This is a genomic window from Treponema sp. Marseille-Q4523 (genome assembly GCF_016901105.1).
GTDB lineage: Bacteria > Spirochaetota > Spirochaetia > Treponematales > Treponemataceae > Treponema_D.
The window spans coordinates 1-20,239 of record NZ_JAFEVM010000042.1 but is presented as its reverse complement, the minus strand read 5'-3'; the positions used below and the strand labels follow the sequence as shown (position 1 = coordinate 20,239).

General features: G+C 48.3%; 20 protein-coding genes. 8 read left to right on the top strand and 12 right to left on the bottom strand.

Features of this window, described 5'->3' with window-relative positions:
* Window positions 1–563: 563 nt before the first annotated feature.
* Complete coding sequence (locus JSQ97_RS11210) at window positions 564–1,340, bottom strand: alpha/beta hydrolase (protein ID WP_205076139.1); 777 nt, start codon at window positions 1,338–1,340, stop codon at window positions 564–566.
* 343 nt (window positions 1,341–1,683) lie between these two features.
* Between JSQ97_RS11210 and JSQ97_RS11205 the strand changes: the two genes are divergently transcribed.
* The 3 genes from JSQ97_RS11205 (at window position 1,684) to JSQ97_RS11195 (ending at window position 3,260) form a co-directional block, all read left to right on the top strand.
* A complete protein-coding gene (locus JSQ97_RS11205; RefSeq protein ID WP_205076138.1) occupies window positions 1,684–2,058 on the top strand; it encodes a desulfoferrodoxin family protein in 375 nt (124 codons plus the stop codon).
* A 14-nt stretch (window positions 2,059–2,072) separates the two neighbouring features.
* Complete coding sequence (locus JSQ97_RS11200) at window positions 2,073–2,726, top strand: HAD family hydrolase (protein ID WP_239447107.1); 654 nt, start codon at window positions 2,073–2,075, stop codon at window positions 2,724–2,726.
* 129 nt (window positions 2,727–2,855) lie between these two features.
* Window positions 2,856–3,260, top strand: coding sequence for a rhodanese-like domain-containing protein (locus JSQ97_RS11195; RefSeq protein ID WP_205076137.1), 405 nt, complete (start codon window positions 2,856–2,858; stop codon window positions 3,258–3,260).
* A 59-nt stretch (window positions 3,261–3,319) separates the two neighbouring features.
* On the opposite strand, the gene JSQ97_RS11190 is transcribed toward JSQ97_RS11195, so the two are convergent.
* Together JSQ97_RS11190 and deoC are read right to left on the bottom strand one after the other, a co-directional pair.
* Window positions 3,320–4,285 carry a cation diffusion facilitator family transporter gene (locus JSQ97_RS11190; RefSeq protein ID WP_205076136.1) on the bottom strand — a complete coding sequence of 322 codons (966 nt, stop codon included), beginning with the start codon at window positions 4,283–4,285 and terminating at the stop codon, window positions 3,320–3,322.
* Between the two features lie 118 nt (window positions 4,286–4,403).
* On the bottom strand, window positions 4,404–5,138 hold the full coding sequence (gene deoC / locus JSQ97_RS11185; protein WP_205076135.1) for a deoxyribose-phosphate aldolase: 735 nt from the start codon (window positions 5,136–5,138) through the stop codon (window positions 4,404–4,406).
* Between the two features lie 390 nt (window positions 5,139–5,528).
* Here deoC and JSQ97_RS11180 point away from each other — a divergent pair, with 390 nt between their 5' ends.
* The 5 genes from JSQ97_RS11180 to JSQ97_RS11160 all read left to right on the top strand — a co-directional run bounded on the left by JSQ97_RS11180 (window position 5,529) and on the right by JSQ97_RS11160 (window position 11,306).
* Window positions 5,529–5,702, top strand: coding sequence for a ferredoxin family protein (locus JSQ97_RS11180; RefSeq protein ID WP_187384925.1), 174 nt, complete (start codon window positions 5,529–5,531; stop codon window positions 5,700–5,702).
* 76 nt (window positions 5,703–5,778) lie between these two features.
* Entirely contained in the window at window positions 5,779–6,159 is a 381-nt protein-coding gene (locus JSQ97_RS11175; RefSeq protein ID WP_205076134.1) for a hypothetical protein, read from the top strand.
* A gap of 1 nt (window position 6,160) precedes the next feature.
* Window positions 6,161–7,249 (top strand): LysM peptidoglycan-binding domain-containing M23 family metallopeptidase, encoded by a 1,089-nt coding sequence (locus JSQ97_RS11170; protein WP_205076133.1) that lies wholly within the window; start codon window positions 6,161–6,163, stop codon window positions 7,247–7,249.
* Window positions 7,246–8,232 carry a hypothetical protein gene (locus JSQ97_RS11165; RefSeq protein WP_205076132.1) on the top strand — a complete coding sequence of 329 codons (987 nt, stop codon included), beginning with the start codon at window positions 7,246–7,248 and terminating at the stop codon, window positions 8,230–8,232. The genes JSQ97_RS11170 and JSQ97_RS11165 overlap by 4 nt, the downstream gene beginning before the upstream one ends.
* A 536-nt stretch (window positions 8,233–8,768) precedes the next feature.
* Window positions 8,769–11,306, top strand: a complete 2,538-nt coding sequence (locus JSQ97_RS11160) for a penicillin-binding protein 1A (RefSeq protein WP_205076131.1) — start codon at window positions 8,769–8,771, stop codon at window positions 11,304–11,306.
* A gap of 97 nt (window positions 11,307–11,403) precedes the next feature.
* Here JSQ97_RS11160 and JSQ97_RS11155 read toward each other — a convergent pair whose 3' ends face one another.
* The 9 genes from JSQ97_RS11155 to JSQ97_RS11115 all read right to left on the bottom strand — a co-directional run bounded on the left by JSQ97_RS11155 (window position 11,404) and on the right by JSQ97_RS11115 (window position 20,013).
* On the bottom strand, window positions 11,404–11,862 hold the full coding sequence (locus tag JSQ97_RS11155) for a threonine/serine exporter family protein (RefSeq protein WP_205076130.1): 459 nt from the start codon (window positions 11,860–11,862) through the stop codon (window positions 11,404–11,406).
* On the bottom strand, window positions 11,859–12,644 hold the full coding sequence (locus JSQ97_RS11150; RefSeq protein WP_205076129.1) for a threonine/serine exporter family protein: 786 nt from the start codon (window positions 12,642–12,644) through the stop codon (window positions 11,859–11,861). The genes JSQ97_RS11155 and JSQ97_RS11150 overlap by 4 nt, the downstream gene beginning before the upstream one ends.
* 124 nt (window positions 12,645–12,768) lie before the next feature.
* Window positions 12,769–13,863, bottom strand: a complete 1,095-nt coding sequence (gene mtnA / locus JSQ97_RS11145; protein WP_239447106.1) for an S-methyl-5-thioribose-1-phosphate isomerase — start codon at window positions 13,861–13,863, stop codon at window positions 12,769–12,771.
* 1 nt (window position 13,864) lies between these two features.
* Window positions 13,865–15,106: an S-methyl-5-thioribose kinase gene (mtnK, locus tag JSQ97_RS11140; protein ID WP_205076128.1), complete on the bottom strand. Its 1,242-nt coding sequence runs from the start codon at window positions 15,104–15,106 to the stop codon at window positions 13,865–13,867.
* A 15-nt stretch (window positions 15,107–15,121) separates the two neighbouring features.
* Window positions 15,122–16,111 carry an ABC transporter permease gene (locus JSQ97_RS11135; RefSeq protein ID WP_205076127.1) on the bottom strand — a complete coding sequence of 330 codons (990 nt, stop codon included), beginning with the start codon at window positions 16,109–16,111 and terminating at the stop codon, window positions 15,122–15,124.
* 12 nt (window positions 16,112–16,123) lie between these two features.
* Complete coding sequence (locus JSQ97_RS11130) at window positions 16,124–17,653, bottom strand: sugar ABC transporter ATP-binding protein (RefSeq protein ID WP_205076126.1); 1,530 nt, start codon at window positions 17,651–17,653, stop codon at window positions 16,124–16,126.
* Between the two features lie 131 nt (window positions 17,654–17,784).
* Complete coding sequence (locus JSQ97_RS11125) at window positions 17,785–18,924, bottom strand: substrate-binding domain-containing protein (protein ID WP_205076125.1); 1,140 nt, start codon at window positions 18,922–18,924, stop codon at window positions 17,785–17,787.
* 42 nt (window positions 18,925–18,966) lie between these two features.
* The gene (gene fucU / locus JSQ97_RS11120; RefSeq protein ID WP_205076124.1) at window positions 18,967–19,404 is read right to left on the bottom strand and encodes an L-fucose mutarotase; all 438 of its coding nucleotides are present in this window, start codon (window positions 19,402–19,404) and stop codon (window positions 18,967–18,969) included.
* Between the two features lie 12 nt (window positions 19,405–19,416).
* Window positions 19,417–20,013 (bottom strand): class II aldolase/adducin family protein, encoded by a 597-nt coding sequence (locus tag JSQ97_RS11115; RefSeq protein ID WP_239447105.1) that lies wholly within the window; start codon window positions 20,011–20,013, stop codon window positions 19,417–19,419.
* Window positions 20,014–20,239: the final 226 nt, after the last annotated feature.

Below are 20,239 nucleotides of genomic sequence, written 5' to 3'. Positions count from 1 at the left end.
ACTTTTAATAATAGTTTTCGTAAGTTTATTTTTGAATAAATATGAAATAGCTCTTTCATGTTTACTATTAGTTTTTATAACTAATAGTACTGATAATATAATAAATAAAAAGATCGATTTCAGATATCTCGAAACGATATATTACAAAGATGAGCCGTGTGAATATTTAATAATTTTGTTTGGAAAAATCGTTCTTTGTATAATTATAGGTTATTTTATAATCAAAAGTATAATACAAATGAATACCTGACGCGATTTTCAAATCCGATAAACGCCTCAAGTTTACAGTGTGCGCATCGCGTTCTTGCGCTACAAGAAAGGCTTTCATTCGGCATATATGCTAGTGCGGCAGCATGCCGTTTTCTTCTATCCGTTTCGCGTATCAAGCGAATGGCAGGTTTCGAAAATAAATAAAAATGTGCAAAGGCGAGGTTTCGGCGGCGTGAGGAAACTGCAGTAAGCATATACGATGCGGCGTAGCAGCGGGCGCCCCGCTGTGAGAGCCGCGTTTGGACACGGTTACGAATAATTGTACGGTAGCCGTTCCCGCTGGAAGTATAGCTTTATTGGCTGATACTTTCAAAACTTGCCATTCGATCTTTTAACCACGCCTCTATGTCTTCGTTCCAGTGCGTCTTCTTCATAAAAGCGCCGTCGAGCATACCGAAGCCGTGTCCGCCCGTTTCGTATTGCGCAAAGCGGCACGGTATGTTTTTCGCTTTGAGAGCGGCGTACAGGAGACGGCTGTTTTCGAATTTGACGACGGGATCGTCGCGGCAGGCGAGGATGTATGTCGGCGGCATTGTCGAAGGAATTTGCTTTTCCATGGAAAAGCGTTCTTTTCGTTCTTCGCTCATGTTTTTTCCGAGCAGGCTTTTCCGCGACCACTTGTTTGCGATATCGTCGCGCATCGAAACGACGGGATAGATCGCCATAACGAAGTCGGGGCGCAGACTTACTCTTACATCGATGCCGAGCTTTGCAAGTTCGTTGCCGCTTTCGGCAAAGGCGCCCGCCATCGTCACTAAGTGTCCGCCTGCAGAAAAACCGATCGCGCCGACTCTGCCGGGATCGATGCCGTAGTCGCGTGCGTTTTCGCGCACGAGCTGGATCGCCCGCTGTATGTCTTCGAGCTGGGCGGGGTGATGAGAGCCTCCTTGGGCGACGCGGTAGCGCAGTACGAAAGTCGTAACGCCGAGCGCGTTGAATCGCTTTGCTGTGCAGTGCCCTTCGTTATACATACCCAAGTGATGGTAGCTTCCGCCGGGGCAAATGATGAGAGCCGCCCCGTTTGCGTTTTCTGGCCTGCTCATAAACATAACCGAATCGCAGTTTTTCATACTCCGCACGCCCTGCCACAAAAAAACGGCGCGGCGGGAAGCTGAAAGAGGAAGGGCGGAAAAGACAATAAAAAGAACCGTACATAGCGTACGAGCACGGCGCATATTTGTTTTGATAATTTTTTTACCACTTGCAAAGAAGCGCGATGTCGAGACATAGAAACGGCACACGTCGGCATAAAAGCGACACACGCGATTCGATTTTTTACACATAGCGCAAACTTACCCGAACCGCGCGTTTCCGTCAATGAGCAAAAAACTGAAATAAAAACAAAAATAAAATTATTTGCTTTTTTTTGTTTTTTCGGTATATTATATATGATACTATGTCTTGGAGGACACTATGCAATTTTACATATGCAGACATTGCGGCACAATCGTCAGCATGATTCACAAGGGAGGCTGCCTTCCGTCTTGTTGCGGAAAAGAGATGCAGGAACTGAAAGCGAATACGACCGATGCGGCGCAGGAAAAGCACGTGCCGGTCATCACGGTAAAAGGCAGCGAAGTTCACGTTGCCGTCGGTTCCGTCGTCCATCCGATGGAAGTCGATCACTATATTCAGTGGATCGCGATAGAAACCGAACAGGGCGTCCAGCGTAAAACGCTTAAACCCGGAGAAAAGCCCGAAGCGTTGTTTGCGCTCGCCTCAGGCGACAAATTGATTGCGGCATACGAGTACTGCAATAAGCACGGACTTTGGACGGCAAAAGCCTAAGCGCCGGAACACCGATGTCGATGAAAACTTTTGCCGCAGTGATTTTCGATATGGACGGGGTTTTGCTCGACAGCGAAACCGTCTGCGACCTTGTGTGGCGGAGAGCGGCAAAAGAGTGCGGAATTGCCGATATCGAGTATCTTATCGAAAAAAATCGCGGATGCAATTATGCCGACACCCGTGCCTCGCTCGAACACGATTTGCAAAGCGTATCCGCGGCCGATAGATTTATGAATCGCATCGCCGTGTTGTTCAATAAGATCGAAACGGAAGAGGGGCTTCCTTCGATGAAGGGTGCGCGGGCCGCCCTTGAATATTTGGCAAAAAAAGGCTACCGCATCGCGCTTGCCTCTTCCACCGACGGAGATGCCGTGCGCCGTCAGATGAAAAACGCAGGCTTTATCGATTTTTTCGAAACGCTTACGACAGGCGATACGGTCGCTCGCGGAAAACCGGATCCTGAAATCTACGAGCGCGCCTGCGCATCGCTCGGTCTTTCGCCCGATGTCTGCTGTGCGATCGAAGATTCGCCGAACGGTATGCGGAGCGCGTACGGAGCGGGGCTTTCGTGCATCATGGTGCCCGATAAAATTGCGCCCGACGATGAAATGAAAAAAATCGCGATGTGCATATTGCCGTCTCTCGATGCGATCGGCACGGTGCTGTGATCGCCGCGTCGAACGCGAGGGCTTCTGCCGGAAGTGCAGCCGATTTTTATATTATATGCCGTTTTTGGAAAATACGGTTTCCGGTGTTGTTGACACGGATCATATACTATTTTGATAAGGATTGAAAATATGAATACACGAACGATAGGAATTATTATTTTTATGGGGGCGATAATGTTTTTTTCATGCTTTGCAAAAGAAAATGAAAAAAAAGCGGCAGAGCAATTCACATCGATTTCGATGGACGAAGCTGCAAAGCTTATGGAAACGGAAAAGGATTTTATTCTCGTCGACGTGCGCCGTCCCGATGAGTACAAAGCGGGTCACATTCCGGGCGCCGTCCTTTTAACAAACGAAACGATCACCGAAGAGGGCGCCTCGCGCATTTTAAAAGATAAAAATCAAAAAATTCTCGTTTACTGCAGGAGCGGACAGAGAAGCCGTGTTGCCGCCGGAAAACTTTCGTCGATGGGATATACGAACGTCGTCAATATCGGCGGCATTATGAGCTGGAAGGGTAAAATCGAAAAATAAGCGCGTGGGGAATTTTCGAGTCTGCCCGCGCATGAGACTATACAGCGCGCACTCAACTGTCACCATTCGCGGTGACTGTCGACTCTTACGTCGTTTTCATCGAGACCGAACTGCTCGTTTTCATCGTTCGATCCTGCCGGTTCCACATGAACCATGATGTCGTATACGTCGGGGATAGCCTTTCTGACGGCGGCTTCCACTTCACACGCGATTTCGTGCGCGGACGATACGCTCATATCGGCATCCACTTCGATATCCAAATCGATATCCCAATATGATGCGATTTTTCTGATCCGAGCGCGATGGGGATGCGACACTCCCGTTACGGAAAATGCTGCATCGAAAAGGCGCTTGTATATACCCCTGTCGGTGTTGCCGTCCATCAACTCGGTATTCGTATCGGAAAAGATCGCGATCGCGTTTTTGATAACCCAAACGCTTACGAGAAGAGCGGTAACGGGATCGAGGGCGGGGCAGCGGAAAAGACGCGCAGCACCGATACCTAAAAGCACGCCCCCCGACATAACGATGTCGCTTTTCATATTCTGCGCATTCGCTTGGATCATGGCGCTGCCGCTTTTTTTGCCGAGTCTGTACTGCGTTACGGCGAGAATCGCTTTTCCTCCGATCGACAGCGCGGCAGCCGCGATGGCCGCAATGCTCACTTCGGTTTTATACGAATGTTTGACAAGCTGACCGACAGACGAAAGAGCGAGCTGTGTGCCGGCAAAAAAGATGACGAAGGATAAGGCCATCGTTGCCGTTGTCTCAGCCCTACCGTGCCCCCACGGATGTTCTCTGTCGCTCGGCCGGGAAATGACAGTGCTCACGATGAGCGTCATAAGCGCGATCGCGACATCGGTGAGCGAATCGATGCCGTCGCCCAAAACGGCAAGGCTTCCGGAAAGTTTCGCAAGAGCGATCTTCGCGCCGCCGAGCGCGAGGTTTCCGAAAAGCGCGATATAGCCCGCCCGCCTGATAAGCGATGTATGTATTTCGTTTTTATCGGTCGATTCGGAATTCATAGCGGATAATATTAACAAAATATTCAGCGCATCGCAAGCGCCGCGTTGCGGGGTACAGGTATCGCAAACACGGCCTTGGCGACCTGTACGTTGACGGCGCCGCCCTTATGCAATTTTTTCAATAGCCTTTGACGGCGGCGCTTTCATCCCAATCTTCGACGATTTTGACGCCGCTCGATGTGCCGAGCCTGTTCGCTCCGGCGGAAAGCATCGCCGAAGCGGTTTCTGCGGAGCGTATGCCGCCGGAAGCTTTTACGCCGAGCGCGCTGCCGACCGTTTTTCGCATGAGTTCGACGTGATGAACCGTCGCTCCGTTCGGAAGCGGCTTTCCGTCGGCTCCTTTCGGATTTGCGAAGCCCGTCGATGTTTTAACAAAATCGGCTCCGGCCTTTGCCGCGCAGGTGCAGCACGAAGCGATCTCTTCATCGGAAAGAAAGCAGGTTTCAAGGATCACTTTTACGACGACGCTCTTTCCCGCTTTTTTTGCGGCATCCCGCGCCGAATCGGTGACGGCTTTGATGTCCGCTTCCACGTCTCCGAAACGGCCGTCCTTTGCCGCCCCGATATCGATCACCATATCGACTTCATCGGCTCCGTCTTTGATCGCGTGATCGGCTTCAAACGCTTTGACGGCGCTTGCATTCGCACCGAGCGGAAAGCCAATGACCGTACACACGCGGACAGTCGAACCTGCAAGCTCCGAAGCCGCGAGCCGTACGTAGACGGGGTTCACGCATACCGATGCAAAACGATATTTTTTCGCATCCGCACAAAGTTTCCGTATTTTTTCCGCCCCCGCTTCCGGCGCCAAAAGCGTGTGATCGATCATCGCCGCAACAGTTTCTTTTTTCATAATCATCCTCTTTTGTTCGGTGATAAATATAGTCAGGGCAAGGGCACCGGAAATGTCATATAAAAAATAACGCACAGGCAAACAAAAAAGGCGGAACGCAAGGCAGCGGAACTGACGCCGAGCCGCTCTGACCGATGGCAAGCGAACTTTTTCAAAAAGTTCGCGCTGTCCGATTCCGATTACGGTCAGCCGCGGTGAACGGCAGGGCCGCTGCCGGAAGTACAGCCGTTTTTTATTGCTGCCAATTTTTTTATAAAATATATTTTCCGGTACCTTTGTTCTGTACATACAGTATAACAGTCTTGCGCGGTTTTCGGCAATAGTGTATTATTTAAGATGTGGTGTGCCGTGTCACGGCGCAAAAAATCAAGCTATAACAGGAGAACACCTATGGCGTACAGAATCAACAAAGAGCAGTGCGTAAACTGCGGAACATGCGAACCCGACTGTCCGGTCGGCGCTATATCGGAAGCCGATAACGCCCGCATCATCGATGAAGAAAAATGCATCAGCTGCGGAACATGCGCAGGCGAATGCCCGACTTCGGCGATTGCAGAAGTGTAATTTTATCGCTTCGAAACAGGGACACGAGGCGAAGTGAAAATCGCTCCGCCGGTGTCCTTTTTTTATACGGGAGTCTATGGCAAAGCGTATTTTCTATTATGTGATCACTGCGTTTTCTTCGGCGGCAAAAGCGGCGGCTCTCATTGCGCTGTGTGTCCTTGTCGGCGGCTCTCTTACGTTTCCGCTGTGGTACTTTGCGACTTCCTTTCCTTCCGTCTACACGGCAGTCGTCCTCAGTCTTTTCGCCGCATACGTCGTATATAAAACGGCGCGCGCGATAAAAAAATCGACACGGAAAACAGTGCTCTGCATCGCACTCGATATCGTCATAATCGCAGCAGGGCTTGCAGTTGCAGTCTCGCTCGTATTTGCAGGCGCACGTTTTATCGCGATCCCCGTCATCATCCTCATCCCCGTGCTCTGCATTATCTCATCCCGTCTCTTGCGAAACGGGTAATATGCAAACGATACGCCGCCTCTTTATCGCGGCAGCTTTTACCGTATTTTTACCGATCCGTCCGCAAAACGCATTCGGATCTCGAAACGCCGCTCATCAAAGAAATGCATATCCAGCCGCCATCCAAAAAGCAAATACGGGTTCGCTCGCCGGAGCCGTATCTGCGCACGCGCCTTCCTGTAGCCCTTCATCGTCGGTACGCACGACTTCGGCACAAAACGACATCACGCTGTACACGGAAAAGCTCCCGCGCATCCCGCATCTTTCTTCACGCGACGATGTTTTTAAGCAGTACGGTGCCGACGTCGAAGAAAACTACAAGCGTTCAGCCGCAGGAAAGATAAAGCACGCACAGTTTTACGCCTACACGCCGACGGCCGACGATACGCTTTTTATCATCGCGGCAGCCTGTTCGATCCCCTACGAAACGATAGCGACGGTAAACGGCATCGCGAATATCGGCGACATAGCCGAAGGCAAAACGATAATCCTTCCGACCGACGCTGGCTTATTCGTTCCGGAAACGCCTGAATCGTCCATCGAAATATTAATAGAAAAAAAATATTTTCAAGTTATGGAAAATTTGACGAAAGAGTGGTATAGTATAAACGGAAGGCGTTTTTATTTTCTGCACGGAGAGCGTTTCGGCTCGACCGAGCGCGCATATTTTCTCGATGCGGATTTCAAAATGCCGCTTGATGCATCGTGGCTTTCGTCCGCATACGGTATGAGGATGAGTCCTCTCTCCGGCGAAATGCGTTTTCACCGCGGTATCGATTTGGCGGCTCCCGAAGGATCGCCGGTGTATTCGTGCAAAAGCGGAAGCGTCATACGCTGTACGAAGGACGACCCTATATACGGGAATTATGTCGTACTCAAACACGACAAGGGCATGACGAGCATTTACGCACACCTTTCGGACGTATTCGTGCGTGAAGGCGATATCGTCATAGGCAGAGAGCGAATCGGACTCGTAGGTAAAACGGGAGCTGCGACGGGAGCGCACCTCCATTTTGAAATACGCGTAAACGGCGTTTCGACCGACCCGCGCGGTCTTTTGCCGGATTACGGCGGCAGGCAGGGACGATGAAGATACACGGTATCCGCAGTAAAATTATTATCTTTTCACTTTTATGTGCCGCATCTCCGCTTTTTTCCGAAACGTTCCGCGTACGAAAACTTTTTCCGCTCAAACTCACCGGTACGGTACAAAACGAACAGACGTTCGTAACCGGCATCAACGACGGTATCGCGATCTTTTTGCCCGAAGAACGCACCTGGCTTGAAGGCATCGAAATAAAGATAGCGATCCCCGAAGCGGTCGCCGCATGGCAGGATTCTGTCGCCCTCTCCCTCTATGACAATATAAGTCCCCTCCCCGCCCTTTCTCAAATCGATTACAGCGGTACGCGTTCTTTTGTCAAACCGCTTCCGACCAGGCTTTCGTGGATCATCCGTATTCCCCTTTCGGCATCGGTATCTTTCAAAGAAAGCGCATACGATACAAAGCTCGGCGTCGTTCCCGATACGAAACAGGGCTTCGTATTCGTACGACTGCAGCCGGCAATGAAAGGCATTCCCGACGAAACGATCAATGCGGAATTAAAGATTACCGTAAAACCGATTTTAATAAACAAAGGAAAGCTGCGAGTTTCCGTCGCCTCTCCGAACGGAGATACGTCCCCCTATACGCTTTTTATCGACGGCACTAAAACGGATGTCGATGCGAAAGGCTATACGCTCACTCCCGGCGCACACGACGTAAACATCGTATCCGATTTTTACCGCGACGAAATGCGCACGGTACGTATCGATCAGGCAAAGACAACGGAACTTTCAATCGTGCTTAAAAGCCTCGTCCCGACGCTCGCCGTCACGGCTCCCGACAATGCGGCGGTATATGTCGACGGGCAAAAATGTACCGTATTCGGCAAAGAATTCGAAATTTCCGAAGGCGAACACACGGTGCGCTTTGTCATGGGCGGCTACGAAATCGTGAGAGTGCTCAACGCGCAAAAAGGAAAATCGTATACGGCTTCGGTTGCCGTCGATTTAACGATAAGCGAACAATAACATCGAACATCGGTACGCGAAACGATCGGAAAATTTCGGAACGCTCGAAGTTCGCAGGTACACAAAACGGCGGGGTATCGAACCCTCCGCACGAATCAACACGGGGCTGTCTCAAAAGTTGGTTACTTTTTCGACAGCCCGTCGAGTTTAAAATTAAGTCTTTATATTGCAAGAACTTAATTTTAAACATCGCATATAAAATCAAGGAAGCTGTTCAGAAACTGAAGTCTTTGGACAGCCCCTATGTTGTTCTCATAAGGTGGTTGCAGTCGCTTTAATACCCTTTGTTACGACGCAAGCGTCGGGGTATTAAACCCTCCGCACGAATAAAAAACACGCCGATTCTTTTAAATCCGCTAATTTTTTTCGGCATTTCAGTCGATATAATATATACCGGGAGCATTTCCCCTCCCACCCATGCTTCCGGTTGCCTGATGGGCATTGGAGCCGATATGCGTTTTGCGTACCGGCTCCTTTTTTATATCGGGTGATTTACAAAATGCGCTATTCGGGCTAGTATACCCGTATTGACGCGTATGATAGAAAACAGGATTACCGGTTCGATTAAAAAATCGACGATCATAGAGGTTGCGCTGCTCGCATTTTTTGCACTCGCGTTCGGGGGCACACTCGGCTGGGCATTATCCGAAACGATCAATATTAAAAATACCGAATATATCACCGAATTCGAAACGGCGCTGCCGACAAAACTGCTCGACATAAACGGAGAACTCATCACCGAACTCGCGTCGGATGAAAAACGCGAAATCATCAGTTTCGAGCGTTTGCCGCGCCTCGTAGTAAATACGCTTCTTACGCGCGAAGACCGCGTCTTTTACAAACACCGCGGCTATTCCGCAAAAGCGATCGTGCGTGCGGTGATCGGACAGGCGCTGCATCTGGGTCTCGGCGGCGGTTCGACTTTGACGCAGCAGATCGCGGGAACGCTCTACTGCGACCGTTCCGACAGAAGCGTAAAGCGAAAGATCAAAGAACTGTGGTGGGCGATGCAGATGGAGCGGCGGCTTTCGAAAAACGAAATCCTCGAAACCTATCTCAACCGCATCTACTTCGGAGGCGGCACCTACGGTGTCAACGCCGCTTCAAAATATTATTTCGGACACGATGCGACAAAAATCACTCCGGCCGAAGCTGCGATCCTCGTCATCCAGTTGTCGAATCCCGCGTACTATAATCCCTTCGATCATCCCAACAGAGCGATGGACAGGCAGCGCGACGTCCTCGCGTCGATGGTAAACAGGGGATACATCACAAAGGCGGATGCCGACGAATCTTTCGACGAATACTGGGCGAATTTCGATTACACGAGAACGAGCGCATCGGCATACTTTACGCGAGACGATAAAGCTCCTTGGTTCAGCGAATACGTGCGGCGCGAACTCGCCAATATGGTCTACGGTTCGGAGGATATCTACACGAGCGGATTTACCGTCAATACGACGCTCGACCTGTCGCATCAGGCGGCTGCGCAGGCGGTTATGGATAAATACATTTCGCAGGCGAATCGAATGTGGAGGCGGGAACAGGGAAACCGCGCCGTAACGACGTTCAGCCCCTACGTCCCGCTTTCCGAACTCATCGCCCTCACCTTCGGTCTGCCGGGCATAAAGCTTTCAACCGAACGCGCGAAAAAAACGGCAAACGCCGCATTCGTCGATCAGATCAATCCCGTACTCGATACGTGCTCTCTCATGTTCGGTCTTGAAGATTTGAAAATACAGATCGTCAACAACGCGACGAAAATTTCGCAAGCGGAAAGCGAGCGGACGACGATCGAAGGAACGATGATCGCGATCGAAAACGATACGGGCTATATCACAGCTCTCGTCGGCGGCAGCCAGTACGGCCAAAGCAATCAATTTATACGCGCCGTGCAGTCGCGCTTTCAGCCCGGCTCCACATTCAAACCGCTTTACTATTCGGCGGCGATCGATTCGAAAAAATTTACGGCGGCGACGGTTATCTCCGATACGCCGACCGTTTTTCACAAGTCCGACGGTACGCCGTACATTCCGCAGAATTTCAAAGGCGTATACAGAGGCAACGTCCAGTTGTGGTATGCGCTCGCCCATTCGATGAACGTACCCTCCATAAAAGTGCTCGATGCCGTCGGCTTCGACGCGGCGATCGACAGGACGGCAAAACTGCTCGGCATCCCGCAAAGCGAATACCGAGAACGCAGCTTTATTCCCGTCTATCCTTTCGGTCTCGGCGTCTGCGACGTGCGGCCGGTTGAAATGGCGCGGGCATTTGCGATATTTGCAAACGGCGGAAAAGAAGTCATACCGATTGCGATCCGTACGGTCGAAGACAGAAACGGAAACGTCATCTTTAACCCCGAACGCGATATCCTTTTGGCACAGCAGCAAAAAGGTGCATCCGCGCAAATCCTCTCACCTCAAACCGCATACGTTATGACGCAGCTTTTGACGAACACCGTAAAAAGCGGTACGCTCGCAGGGCAGGGAGCAAAGCTTTCATATAAAACTGAAAGCGGAAAGTCGTATGCGATCCCGCTCGCGGGCAAAACGGGAACGACGCAAAACTGGGCGGACGCGTGGACGATCGCGTTCAGTCCGTATTATACGTCGGCATTTTGGTTCGGATTCGACAAGCGCGGCAATTCGCTCGGACTCAACATAACGGGAGCCTCACTTGCCGGTCCCGCCATGGGCGACTTTATGGGTGCGATCCACAAAGAGCTTCCCTCAAAAGATTTCGCCCCGCCCGCTTCCGGAGTTATACGCGCGACCGTCTGTACCGAAAGCGGACTCTTGCCGACGCCCGAATGCGGGAACCACATAACGACGCAATGGTTTCTTTCGGGAACCGAACCGACCGAATTCTGTACGATCCATTCGGATAAAAATGCGACTGCCGTATTTATCGATCGGCTGCAAAAGGAAATGTATAAGTCGGGATTCGGTTATGACGATGCCTACGACACTTCTCCGCTGACGATTCCGTCGGACATTTTCGACGGAGGCGGCGGAACGCAAACGGAAGACGATGCGGCGGACGGCGATGCGGATTACAATTATCTCATGGAATAAGAGCGAGTGCCGAAAGGTATCACAGTTCGAAAGGATGCCTTTGCACGCATAAAATCGATAGAGTAAACGATTTTGCGACCGCCCTTTGAGACAACCGCTATCGCTTTATACTACGGCGTTTGGCGATAGCCGACCTCACGGTTCCGGCAATCGACGATGCGATCGCAATGCCGAGCGCGATCGCGACGGCTGCTCCGAGTGCGCCGTACCCGTATGAAAGAGATGTCGAAAAATCCCCCTGCACCGCGCTCCGCATCATTAAAAACACGCCTCCCCCGGGAACGAGTGGAATGATGCCCGGCACGAGATAGACGGTCGCAGGTCGCTTTAGGATCACGGCAAACACTTCCGCTCCCGAGGCAACCGCGAATGAAGCGCAAAAACAGCCGAACGATTCGTGTCCGCCGTACAGCTTAAACACGCAAAACAAAAACCAGCCGACTCCTGCGAGCACCGAAGCGATGAGCGCATCACGTTTTTCAGCGTTGAAGTAAAATGCGCAGCAAGCGGACGCTCCGAATGCCCACAAAATTTCAAGCGCGATTTTTGTCGTCATTGCAATCCCCTTTCGATGGCGTGCGTCACAAGCAAACCCGCAGTGCTGCCGACGGAAAGCGCGAGCGCCGTCAAAAGCGCATCGACGAGGCGCGACGTGCCTGCGACAAAATCGCCTGCAATGCTGTCGCGTATCGAATTGACGAGGGCAAGACCGGGAACGACCTGCATGAGCACGCCTATGATGACGACCGACGAATGAAGGGGAAGCGGCGTAAGACCGAGGATATCCGTCATAACCGAAGCGGCCGAACCCGCACACAGTGAAACGAAAAAATTATTGACCGTGCTTTTTCCGAGAAGACGGATCGCAGCGCGGAGGATGCCGCCGATAAAGAGCGCACAAAGAGCGTCGAGCACGGTACCGCCGAAAAGCAGCGTAAAGAAAAAAGAACTCAACGCGGCGAAAGCGACGATAAAGGCGACTGAATATTCTTTCGCCGTTGCGATATGCATAATGCGCCGCTCGATGAGCGCAACGTCCGGAACACGCTTGTGCCGCTCAAGCGAGCGTGACAGATTGTTGATCATCGCCAATTTATTGAGATTGATATCGCGCTTGTATATGCGTTTGAAATACGAATAGTGATTCCGTTTTTCATCGAGAAATGAAACCATGACGACCGTCGTCGTTATAAACGAAGAGGGCTCGACCGCGCCGAGGGAGGCGGCCGTCCGCACGACCGTCGTTTCCGCGCGGTAAGTTTCCCCTCCGTTTTCAAGCACGACCGCGCCTGCAGAGGCGGCGATCTGCTGTATGTCGTCGACATCGATGTGATCCATAGCGCGATTATAACGGGGAACTGCCGGCTTGTAAATGAAAAACCATGCAGCCGATTACACCGCGAAACCACTTCTCCGGCACAAACGTTTGCATTTCCGCCCGCAAGATACGTCTTCAGCCGCTTTATCGTACAGCTGCGTTACGTGCTTTTTCGGCAAATATATCTTTTAACGATTTCGAATACGGCGGGCGCGCAATTCCGTATTCGGTAATAATCCCCGCTATCAGCTTATTGTCGGTAACGTCAAAAGCGGGATTAAATACTTTTATCCCTTCCGGTGCCATCCTTTTTTTGTACCACATTTCCGTCACTTCTTCCGCCGGTCTTTGTTCGATTTTAATGTCGCTCCCCGCAGCAATAGACATATCGATACTGGAAGTCGGAGCACAGATATAAAAAGGTATGTGATAATAATTTGCACAGATGGCGACTACCGAAGTTCCGATTTTATTCGCCGCATCTCCGTTTGCGGCAACCCTGTCGCAGCCGGTAAAAACGGCGTTTACCCAACCGTTTTTCATCACCGATGCGGACATATTATCGCAAATGAGCGTTACATCGAGTCCCGACGAATACAGTTCGAATGCCGTAAGACGAGCCCCCTGTAAGAGCGGCCTCGTTTCGTCTGCAAAAATGTGAAAATTGTATCCTTTTTCTTTACCGAGATACATCGGAGCCGTAGCGGTTCCGAATTTCGAAGTAGCCAGCTGACCTGCGTTGCAATGGGTCAGCAAACCGTCTCCGGGTTTTACAAGCGTCAGCGCGTATTCTCCTATTTTACGGCAGGTTGCAATATCTTCCTCTTGAATGCGCTTCGCTTCCTGCAAAAGAGCTTCCAATATTTTTTTTATCGGCTCGCTTTTATGCTCAACACAAACCGCATTCATGCGCTCTAAAGCCCACGAAAGATTTACCGCCGTCGGACGCGAAGAATTCAAATAATCTTTTATTCGTGAAAATTCTTTATAAAAATCGTCGTAGTTTGAAGCACCGATATTTTTCGCAAGAATATAGAGTCCGTATGCGGCGGCAACGCCTATAGCAGGAGCACCGCGAACCTGCAGCAGATATATCGCATCCCATATTTCCTTCGCTGTCTTTAAATGCAGAATTTCGATTTCGCAGGGCAGTTTCGTCTGATCGATTATAACCAATTCATTTTTTTCTTCATCGAGACGAACCGTATCATAATCCATAATCGATTTTATGTTACTCATTTTATTGAACCTCCCGATCGATCTTTCTTATTGCAGCTTTTATCGCCGTTACATAATCACTACCGCACTTGAATTGGGCCCTATTTTTTATACAATCTTTTGCCAAAACGATAATAATTCTCTCCGCACGTACGCGCTTATTTTCTTTCGAAATCGAAGTGATATCTTTTACATTCGCCATCCCGACGGTACGCCGGATCAATTCAAGTCCCGTACAGCCCGCCGTATCTTCCAACACCGAATTAAGATAGTAGTCGAGAAAGCCCTGCGTTTTCGCCATATTATCCGTAACTTTTTCAGCATAGGCCTTTTTGAATTTTGCGGTAAACATATCCGCGATGTCTCGTATGCTCTCGATCGTCCATCCGCAAAATTCGTCCTTTTCCGATTTGTCGGCGATCATCGCATCTCCGTTGCACCACGCAAAGAACATATTCGCCAGTACATTGCCGACGTCGTATCCGATCGGTCCGTAAAATGCGAATTCGGGATCGAAGACAAACAAATGTTCTTGATTTATAAATATGGATCCGGTATGCAGATCGCCGTGAATCAACGCTTGCGCGTCGTTCATAAATCGAAATTTTAATTTTGCGGCTTCAAGACGCAAAGCCGTATCGTCATAGATTTCTTTTTTTATAAACGCTTCGTTCGGTTTAAAGAAATTGTTCCTGTGATTATAATCCACATACGGTTCACTGTATACGAGGTCTTCGGTGATTTCGCAGAGATCAGGATTGATAAATTTTTTTACCATCTCCTTTTTTCGCTTATGATTCATAACCAAATCGGTCGACGATAAAAGCGTATCGACAAGAAACGAAGAAATCTGATCGGCAAATTTCGGATATACGGTATGCCGCATCAAAGCCGTGCGCATCATAGTATGATTGATCATATCTTCCATAACAAACGCACACATAACCCCGTCATACAGATATACTTTCGGCACCATGCCGGGTGCGGCTTCTCCCTGCAGTTTTAAAATATCGAATTCGATACGTCCTCTGTCCGTAGATATTTTTATGTCTTTTGAAATACGGAGCTCAAGTCCCGCCTGTTTAATTATTATGGACTTTCCGGTTACGGGATTGATCAATCTGAATACGTAATTCAAATTGCCGTCTCCGATTTCCTTGCATTCCAATTTTTCATCGGGGGAAAAATAATCCGGAATTTTTTCTCTGATATAGCCTTCGACATCCTCTGTTTTCAATAAAAAATACGTATCGTAGCGTGACATATATACCTCCCGAATTTAATTTTCTTTTTTATTGGCATACGCGGCGATCAAAGCCAAGGTAAGAACGGCGCCTTTTACCGCCGGCAATGAATAATAGGGAACCGAACACATCATAAGCCCGTTTTCAAGCAGTGAAACAAGCCCCGCTCCGATCAAGGTACCTATCGCATTGGGTTTTTCGGCTCCCCCTACGGAGCGCCCGACAAAAACCGCGGCAAGCGACGGCATCAGATAATTATCGCTGCCCGTTATCTGCGCTGCCGAATCGCGGGAACATACTACGATAGCGCCTATCGCGATAAATACTGCAGTCGACATACCGGCGATAAATCTGTATTTATTGATATCTATGCCGGACAGTTTTGCTGCGGTTTTATTTCCTCCCATCGCATAAAGGTAACGCCCGTGTTTTGTGTAATTCAAAAATATATATGCGACGAGCACGCACGCAAGCATTATGATAATAATTGAAGGAGCCTGTCCGATATTCATAAACGCTTCTGAAAGCGTTCTTCGTACAGGCGCATTCCCGTTAGGAAGGCTCATTCCGGCGGAAACGGCTCCTCCTCCCGTATACCACAATCCGAGTCCCTGATGAATAAACATCAAAGCGCACGTAGCGAGCATATCGGGGATTTTGCAAACGAGAATGAGGAACATAGTAAGCAAATAAAAAACCGCCGTAAAAAGGATGCAGATAATTACGGACATACCTAAGGAAATACCGTACCACAAATACATCGAAACAAAGATGTAACCGCTGAAGCTCGCTAAAGTACAGGCACTCATATCGAACCCGTCGCAAGCCATCGTCATAGTCGCAGCTATGGCAAAGATAGTGGTAATGGCCATCGAACGCAAAATATTAATAAGGTTTGCAGAAGAGAAAAAAGCCCGCCCCAATTTTGCCGTAAACAGGATGACACACAAAAACAAGGCGATTATGGCAGCCCAATCCAATAAAAAATTTACCAGCTTTTTATTATCGATCGTAACGCTTTTCATAGAATATCCCCTTTACTTTTGTCCGTATGTATCTTGTGAACCGACAGCGTAATACATAATTTCCTTATCCGAAGTTTCTGCAGTATTTAATTCGGCGGCGATCTCTCCCCCGCACATAACGTATATTCTGTCCGTGATCGCCAAAAGTTCGGAATTTTCACAGGTCGCATAGATAACGCAGTTGTTTTGCTCCGCGATGGTATTTATAAGTTTGAAGATTTCCTGTTTCGCGCCGACATCTATGCCTTTTGTCGGTTCATCGAAAATATAGACGCCGGCGTCGGATGAAAGCCATTTGCCGACGACGACTTTTTGCTGATTTCCTCCGGACAAAAACAGCACTTTTTGATAGGACGACGACGTTTTTATGGAAAGCAAATCTATAAATTTTTTTGCATTCAACGTTATAAGTTTTTTAAGTATAAAAGAAAACCTGCAAAATGTTTCCAAATTTGCGGCCGATAAATTGAAATGCACGGATTCGTTTATCAACACCCCTTCTTTTCGTCGCTCTTCGGGAACAAGTGCGATATTGTACTTAACGGCGTCGGAGGGATTGCGTATCTTTAAATACTTGCCGTTATACATAATCGTTCCCGATTTCTTTTTCAACGCGCCGAATATCGTTTTGCACAATTCCGACTTTCCCGCTCCGACAAGCCCCGCAATGCCGATAATTTCACCTTTGCGTATATATAACGACACATTTTTGATTTTATTTTCTTTTTCGGTAAGGTCGTTTACGATAAAAGCTTTATCGCCTGTATTTCTTTTTGGTACCCGATACTCTTCTTCAAACGGACGACCGAGCATTTCTTCAATAACACTCTTTGTCGATGTTTGACTCGTTACCGGCCGGTCTGCAACTATTTCGCCGTTCCGCATCACCGTGTATTTTGTGCATATTTGAAGGATTTCGTTTATCCTATGACTGATAAAAACGACTGCAATATTTTCCTGCCGGACAAGATTGCGTACTGTCGCAAATAGGTCTTCCGTTTCCGCCGTGCTCAAAGGAGCGGTAGGTTCGTCCAGCAGCAAAAATTTACACGAACTTTTAATCGCGCGTGCTATTAAAACCATTTGCTTTTGCGCCAAACTGAGCGTTTGTACTTGCCTTTTTACGTCAAGATCTATTTTCAAACGATTCAGCATATCTTTAGCGGATTTATTAATCGCACTCCAATTAATGAACTGCTTATGATTCATATTCATAACCATGTCGTTTAACATGATATTTTCCGCGACGGATAAAGAATTTATCAAAGCAGTATCGACTTCCTGATACACTATTTGTATGCCGAATTTCTTCGCAGCGGCGGGAGAACGTATTTCTATTTTTTTATTGTTGAGAAAAATATCTCCCGTGTACGTAGGTTTTGCACCGGCAAGCACTTTCATAAGCGATGATTTTCCGGCACCGTTTGCGCCGACGAGCGCGTGTATTTCTCCCGTCAAAATTGAAAAATTCACGTGAGAGAGCGCCGTTACATCGGGAAATACTAAAGATATATCTTTCGCTTCCAAAACCGTATCGTTCATGAGAGATTCCTCTAGCGTGTCCGTGATCGGCGCTGCCCTTTGTGCCGGAGTTGTACTTTCCGTTTTACGAATCCGAAGGACAGCGTACGATTCTTCTTGCCAATTATCCGATAAATCGGCAGACGACCGATTCAATAGCCGATGGCTTTTACGAGCCAATCGCTGGTCGACAGATTTTTGACGGCACCGTATGACTTGGGCGCCACATCATATAGATTTTCCAATGTAGTATTCGGCTTCAAATCCGATTGCTTGATAACGGAACAGGGCATTTCCCACCATGCGGTCTGTTTTCCCGTTACCGGATCTACGATTTTGTCGTAGTCGTCATTCATTTCAAGCGCCAACAATCGAATTCCCTGTTCTCCGTTCGCTTTGAAGTCGGTACATGCGCAGGCTTTCCAGACGGATTTTTTTGCCTGCATATATTGAATATCCGTATTGGAAATATCGACGGACACCATCGGTATATTCATTCCCGATTCCATGATCGCTTTGTATACGCCCCGTCCGTATGCATCGTAGGTGACCCAAACTGCATCGATATCACCCGCTTTATATTTTGCCAACGTCGAAGCGGTTACGCTGGTCATCGACGATTCGGCATTATTTAAATCGGTCGGGCCGATAGTTTCTATCGTTTTAATCTTTCCGGTTTTTTCGAATGCGGCATAGCCGACTTCGCGCCTGTCAAACGGACTTATATAATTAGGACCGACCCACACTTTTAACACTTTCACGGGTTCTTTTTTTGCGACCTTGTCCGGATACAGATCGTCGCATATAAAATCGAGCAATGCCGTCGCAAATCCCGCATCGTCTTGGAAAAACTGCGTCACACCCGGTATCGTCTTTACGTTTCCGCTCGTATCGCGGAATTGCGTATCAAATGTTACGATTTTCAATTTCGGATACTGTTTTAACACTTTCGTTAAAAACGTATACGAATAATTTTGTCCGCCATGCGACACGAATAATCCGTCATAGCCCTTTGCCGCACACACGTTTATATAATCCTGCCATGTCGAATCATTGCCGTTTGAAAAATACACGTCGCAGGTCATTCCGAGCGCTTTCGCCGTTTTGACACATTGATTGGCACAGAGCTGAAAAATATCGCTGGATGCAAGGTTCAAAATATAGGCAACCTTTTTTCCGGCGACGGGAGATGCTTTTTCCCCGGCTGCTGAAGCACTTTCCCCTTGTCCCATGGCAAAAATCATCGCATGGAGCAAAACAAGCGACATACAAACCGTTATAAACTTTTTCATCACAAACCTCCTATTTGCTTGATGAATAATCGAATACGATTGTTATTTCGTAGCGGGCAGTACTCCTTTTTTCAGTATGATGCAGCCGTATTTAACACATGAACTCGACATGACCACCGCGTAAGCATTTTTCGAACGTTCGTAAAATGCTTCGCGGGAAATTTTGGTAAGGTCGGGCGCTTCTACACGAAGACTTTTGATTATCGCCATAAAGTTTTTTTCGATTTCAGGATCGGCGGTATCTCCTTCGACAGGGGCCATCATCACGACAGAATCTTTTACAAAAGTATCAAGCGTGATCAGGGGTAATATTCCTTCCAACAACTCCGGAATCGTTATGCCGTCGGCTCTTATACATCTTTTTCCCATCGTATGTCCGGGATAGTATGCATCCGCCAAAACCAATTCGTCTCCGTGCCCCATCTGTGCCAAAGTCTTCAACAGCTCCGGTCCGATGCAAGGTTTTATTCCCACTAACATGCGAAACTCCTTTCAGCGTAATTTAAAAACGTCCGTTATCTCTTTGCACTGAGCTTCCGTCATTATGTGACTGTTATCAATAAAACGCCTCAATATTGTCATTTGAGCCAAGCGTTCCATCAAGTCTATACCGTCAAACGCGTGCAACAAATCTTTGGCGGCACATAATGCTCCGTGATTTTCCAAAAGGACGGCAGTGTTATGTACAACCGCTTCCGATACCGCATCCGCCAATTCTTTTGACCCCATGATAAAATACGGAACATTCACTATTTCACCTAAAATAAAATACGTTTCCGCAATGAGGCGGGAATCAAGTGCGCACGGCTGAGCCGTAGCAAAAGCGCTCGCAAAAACGGGATGCGCGTGAACGACGGCACGTAAATCAGGCCGTTTGAGTAAAATTTGCCGATGCATTTCGGTTTCAATACTTAATTTTAAATTAGGAGTGAGGTTTGTACCGTCGAATTTTACAATCGCAATCGATTCGGCGGTCAAACTCCCTTTATCGATGGAAGACGGCGTTATGCAAAATTCGTCATCGCTGACACGCAGGCTTATATTTCCGCCGCTTGCGGTCGTCAATTGCCGGTCGTACAAGCGTTTCATAAAGTTTGCTACTGCAACTCTTTCTTTATAAAATCTCTTCATATGCATTTTCACTTAATATACAATTTATTTTACTAAAAATACCGTATATATTTTACTTAACATTAACTAACTGTAACACGGGAATTCCCATCTGTCAACATTTTTTTTATGTTTTTCAACATATTTTACTCATTTATCCGTTTACTACATACGAAGAGTATGATAAATCGCATAGTATACACAA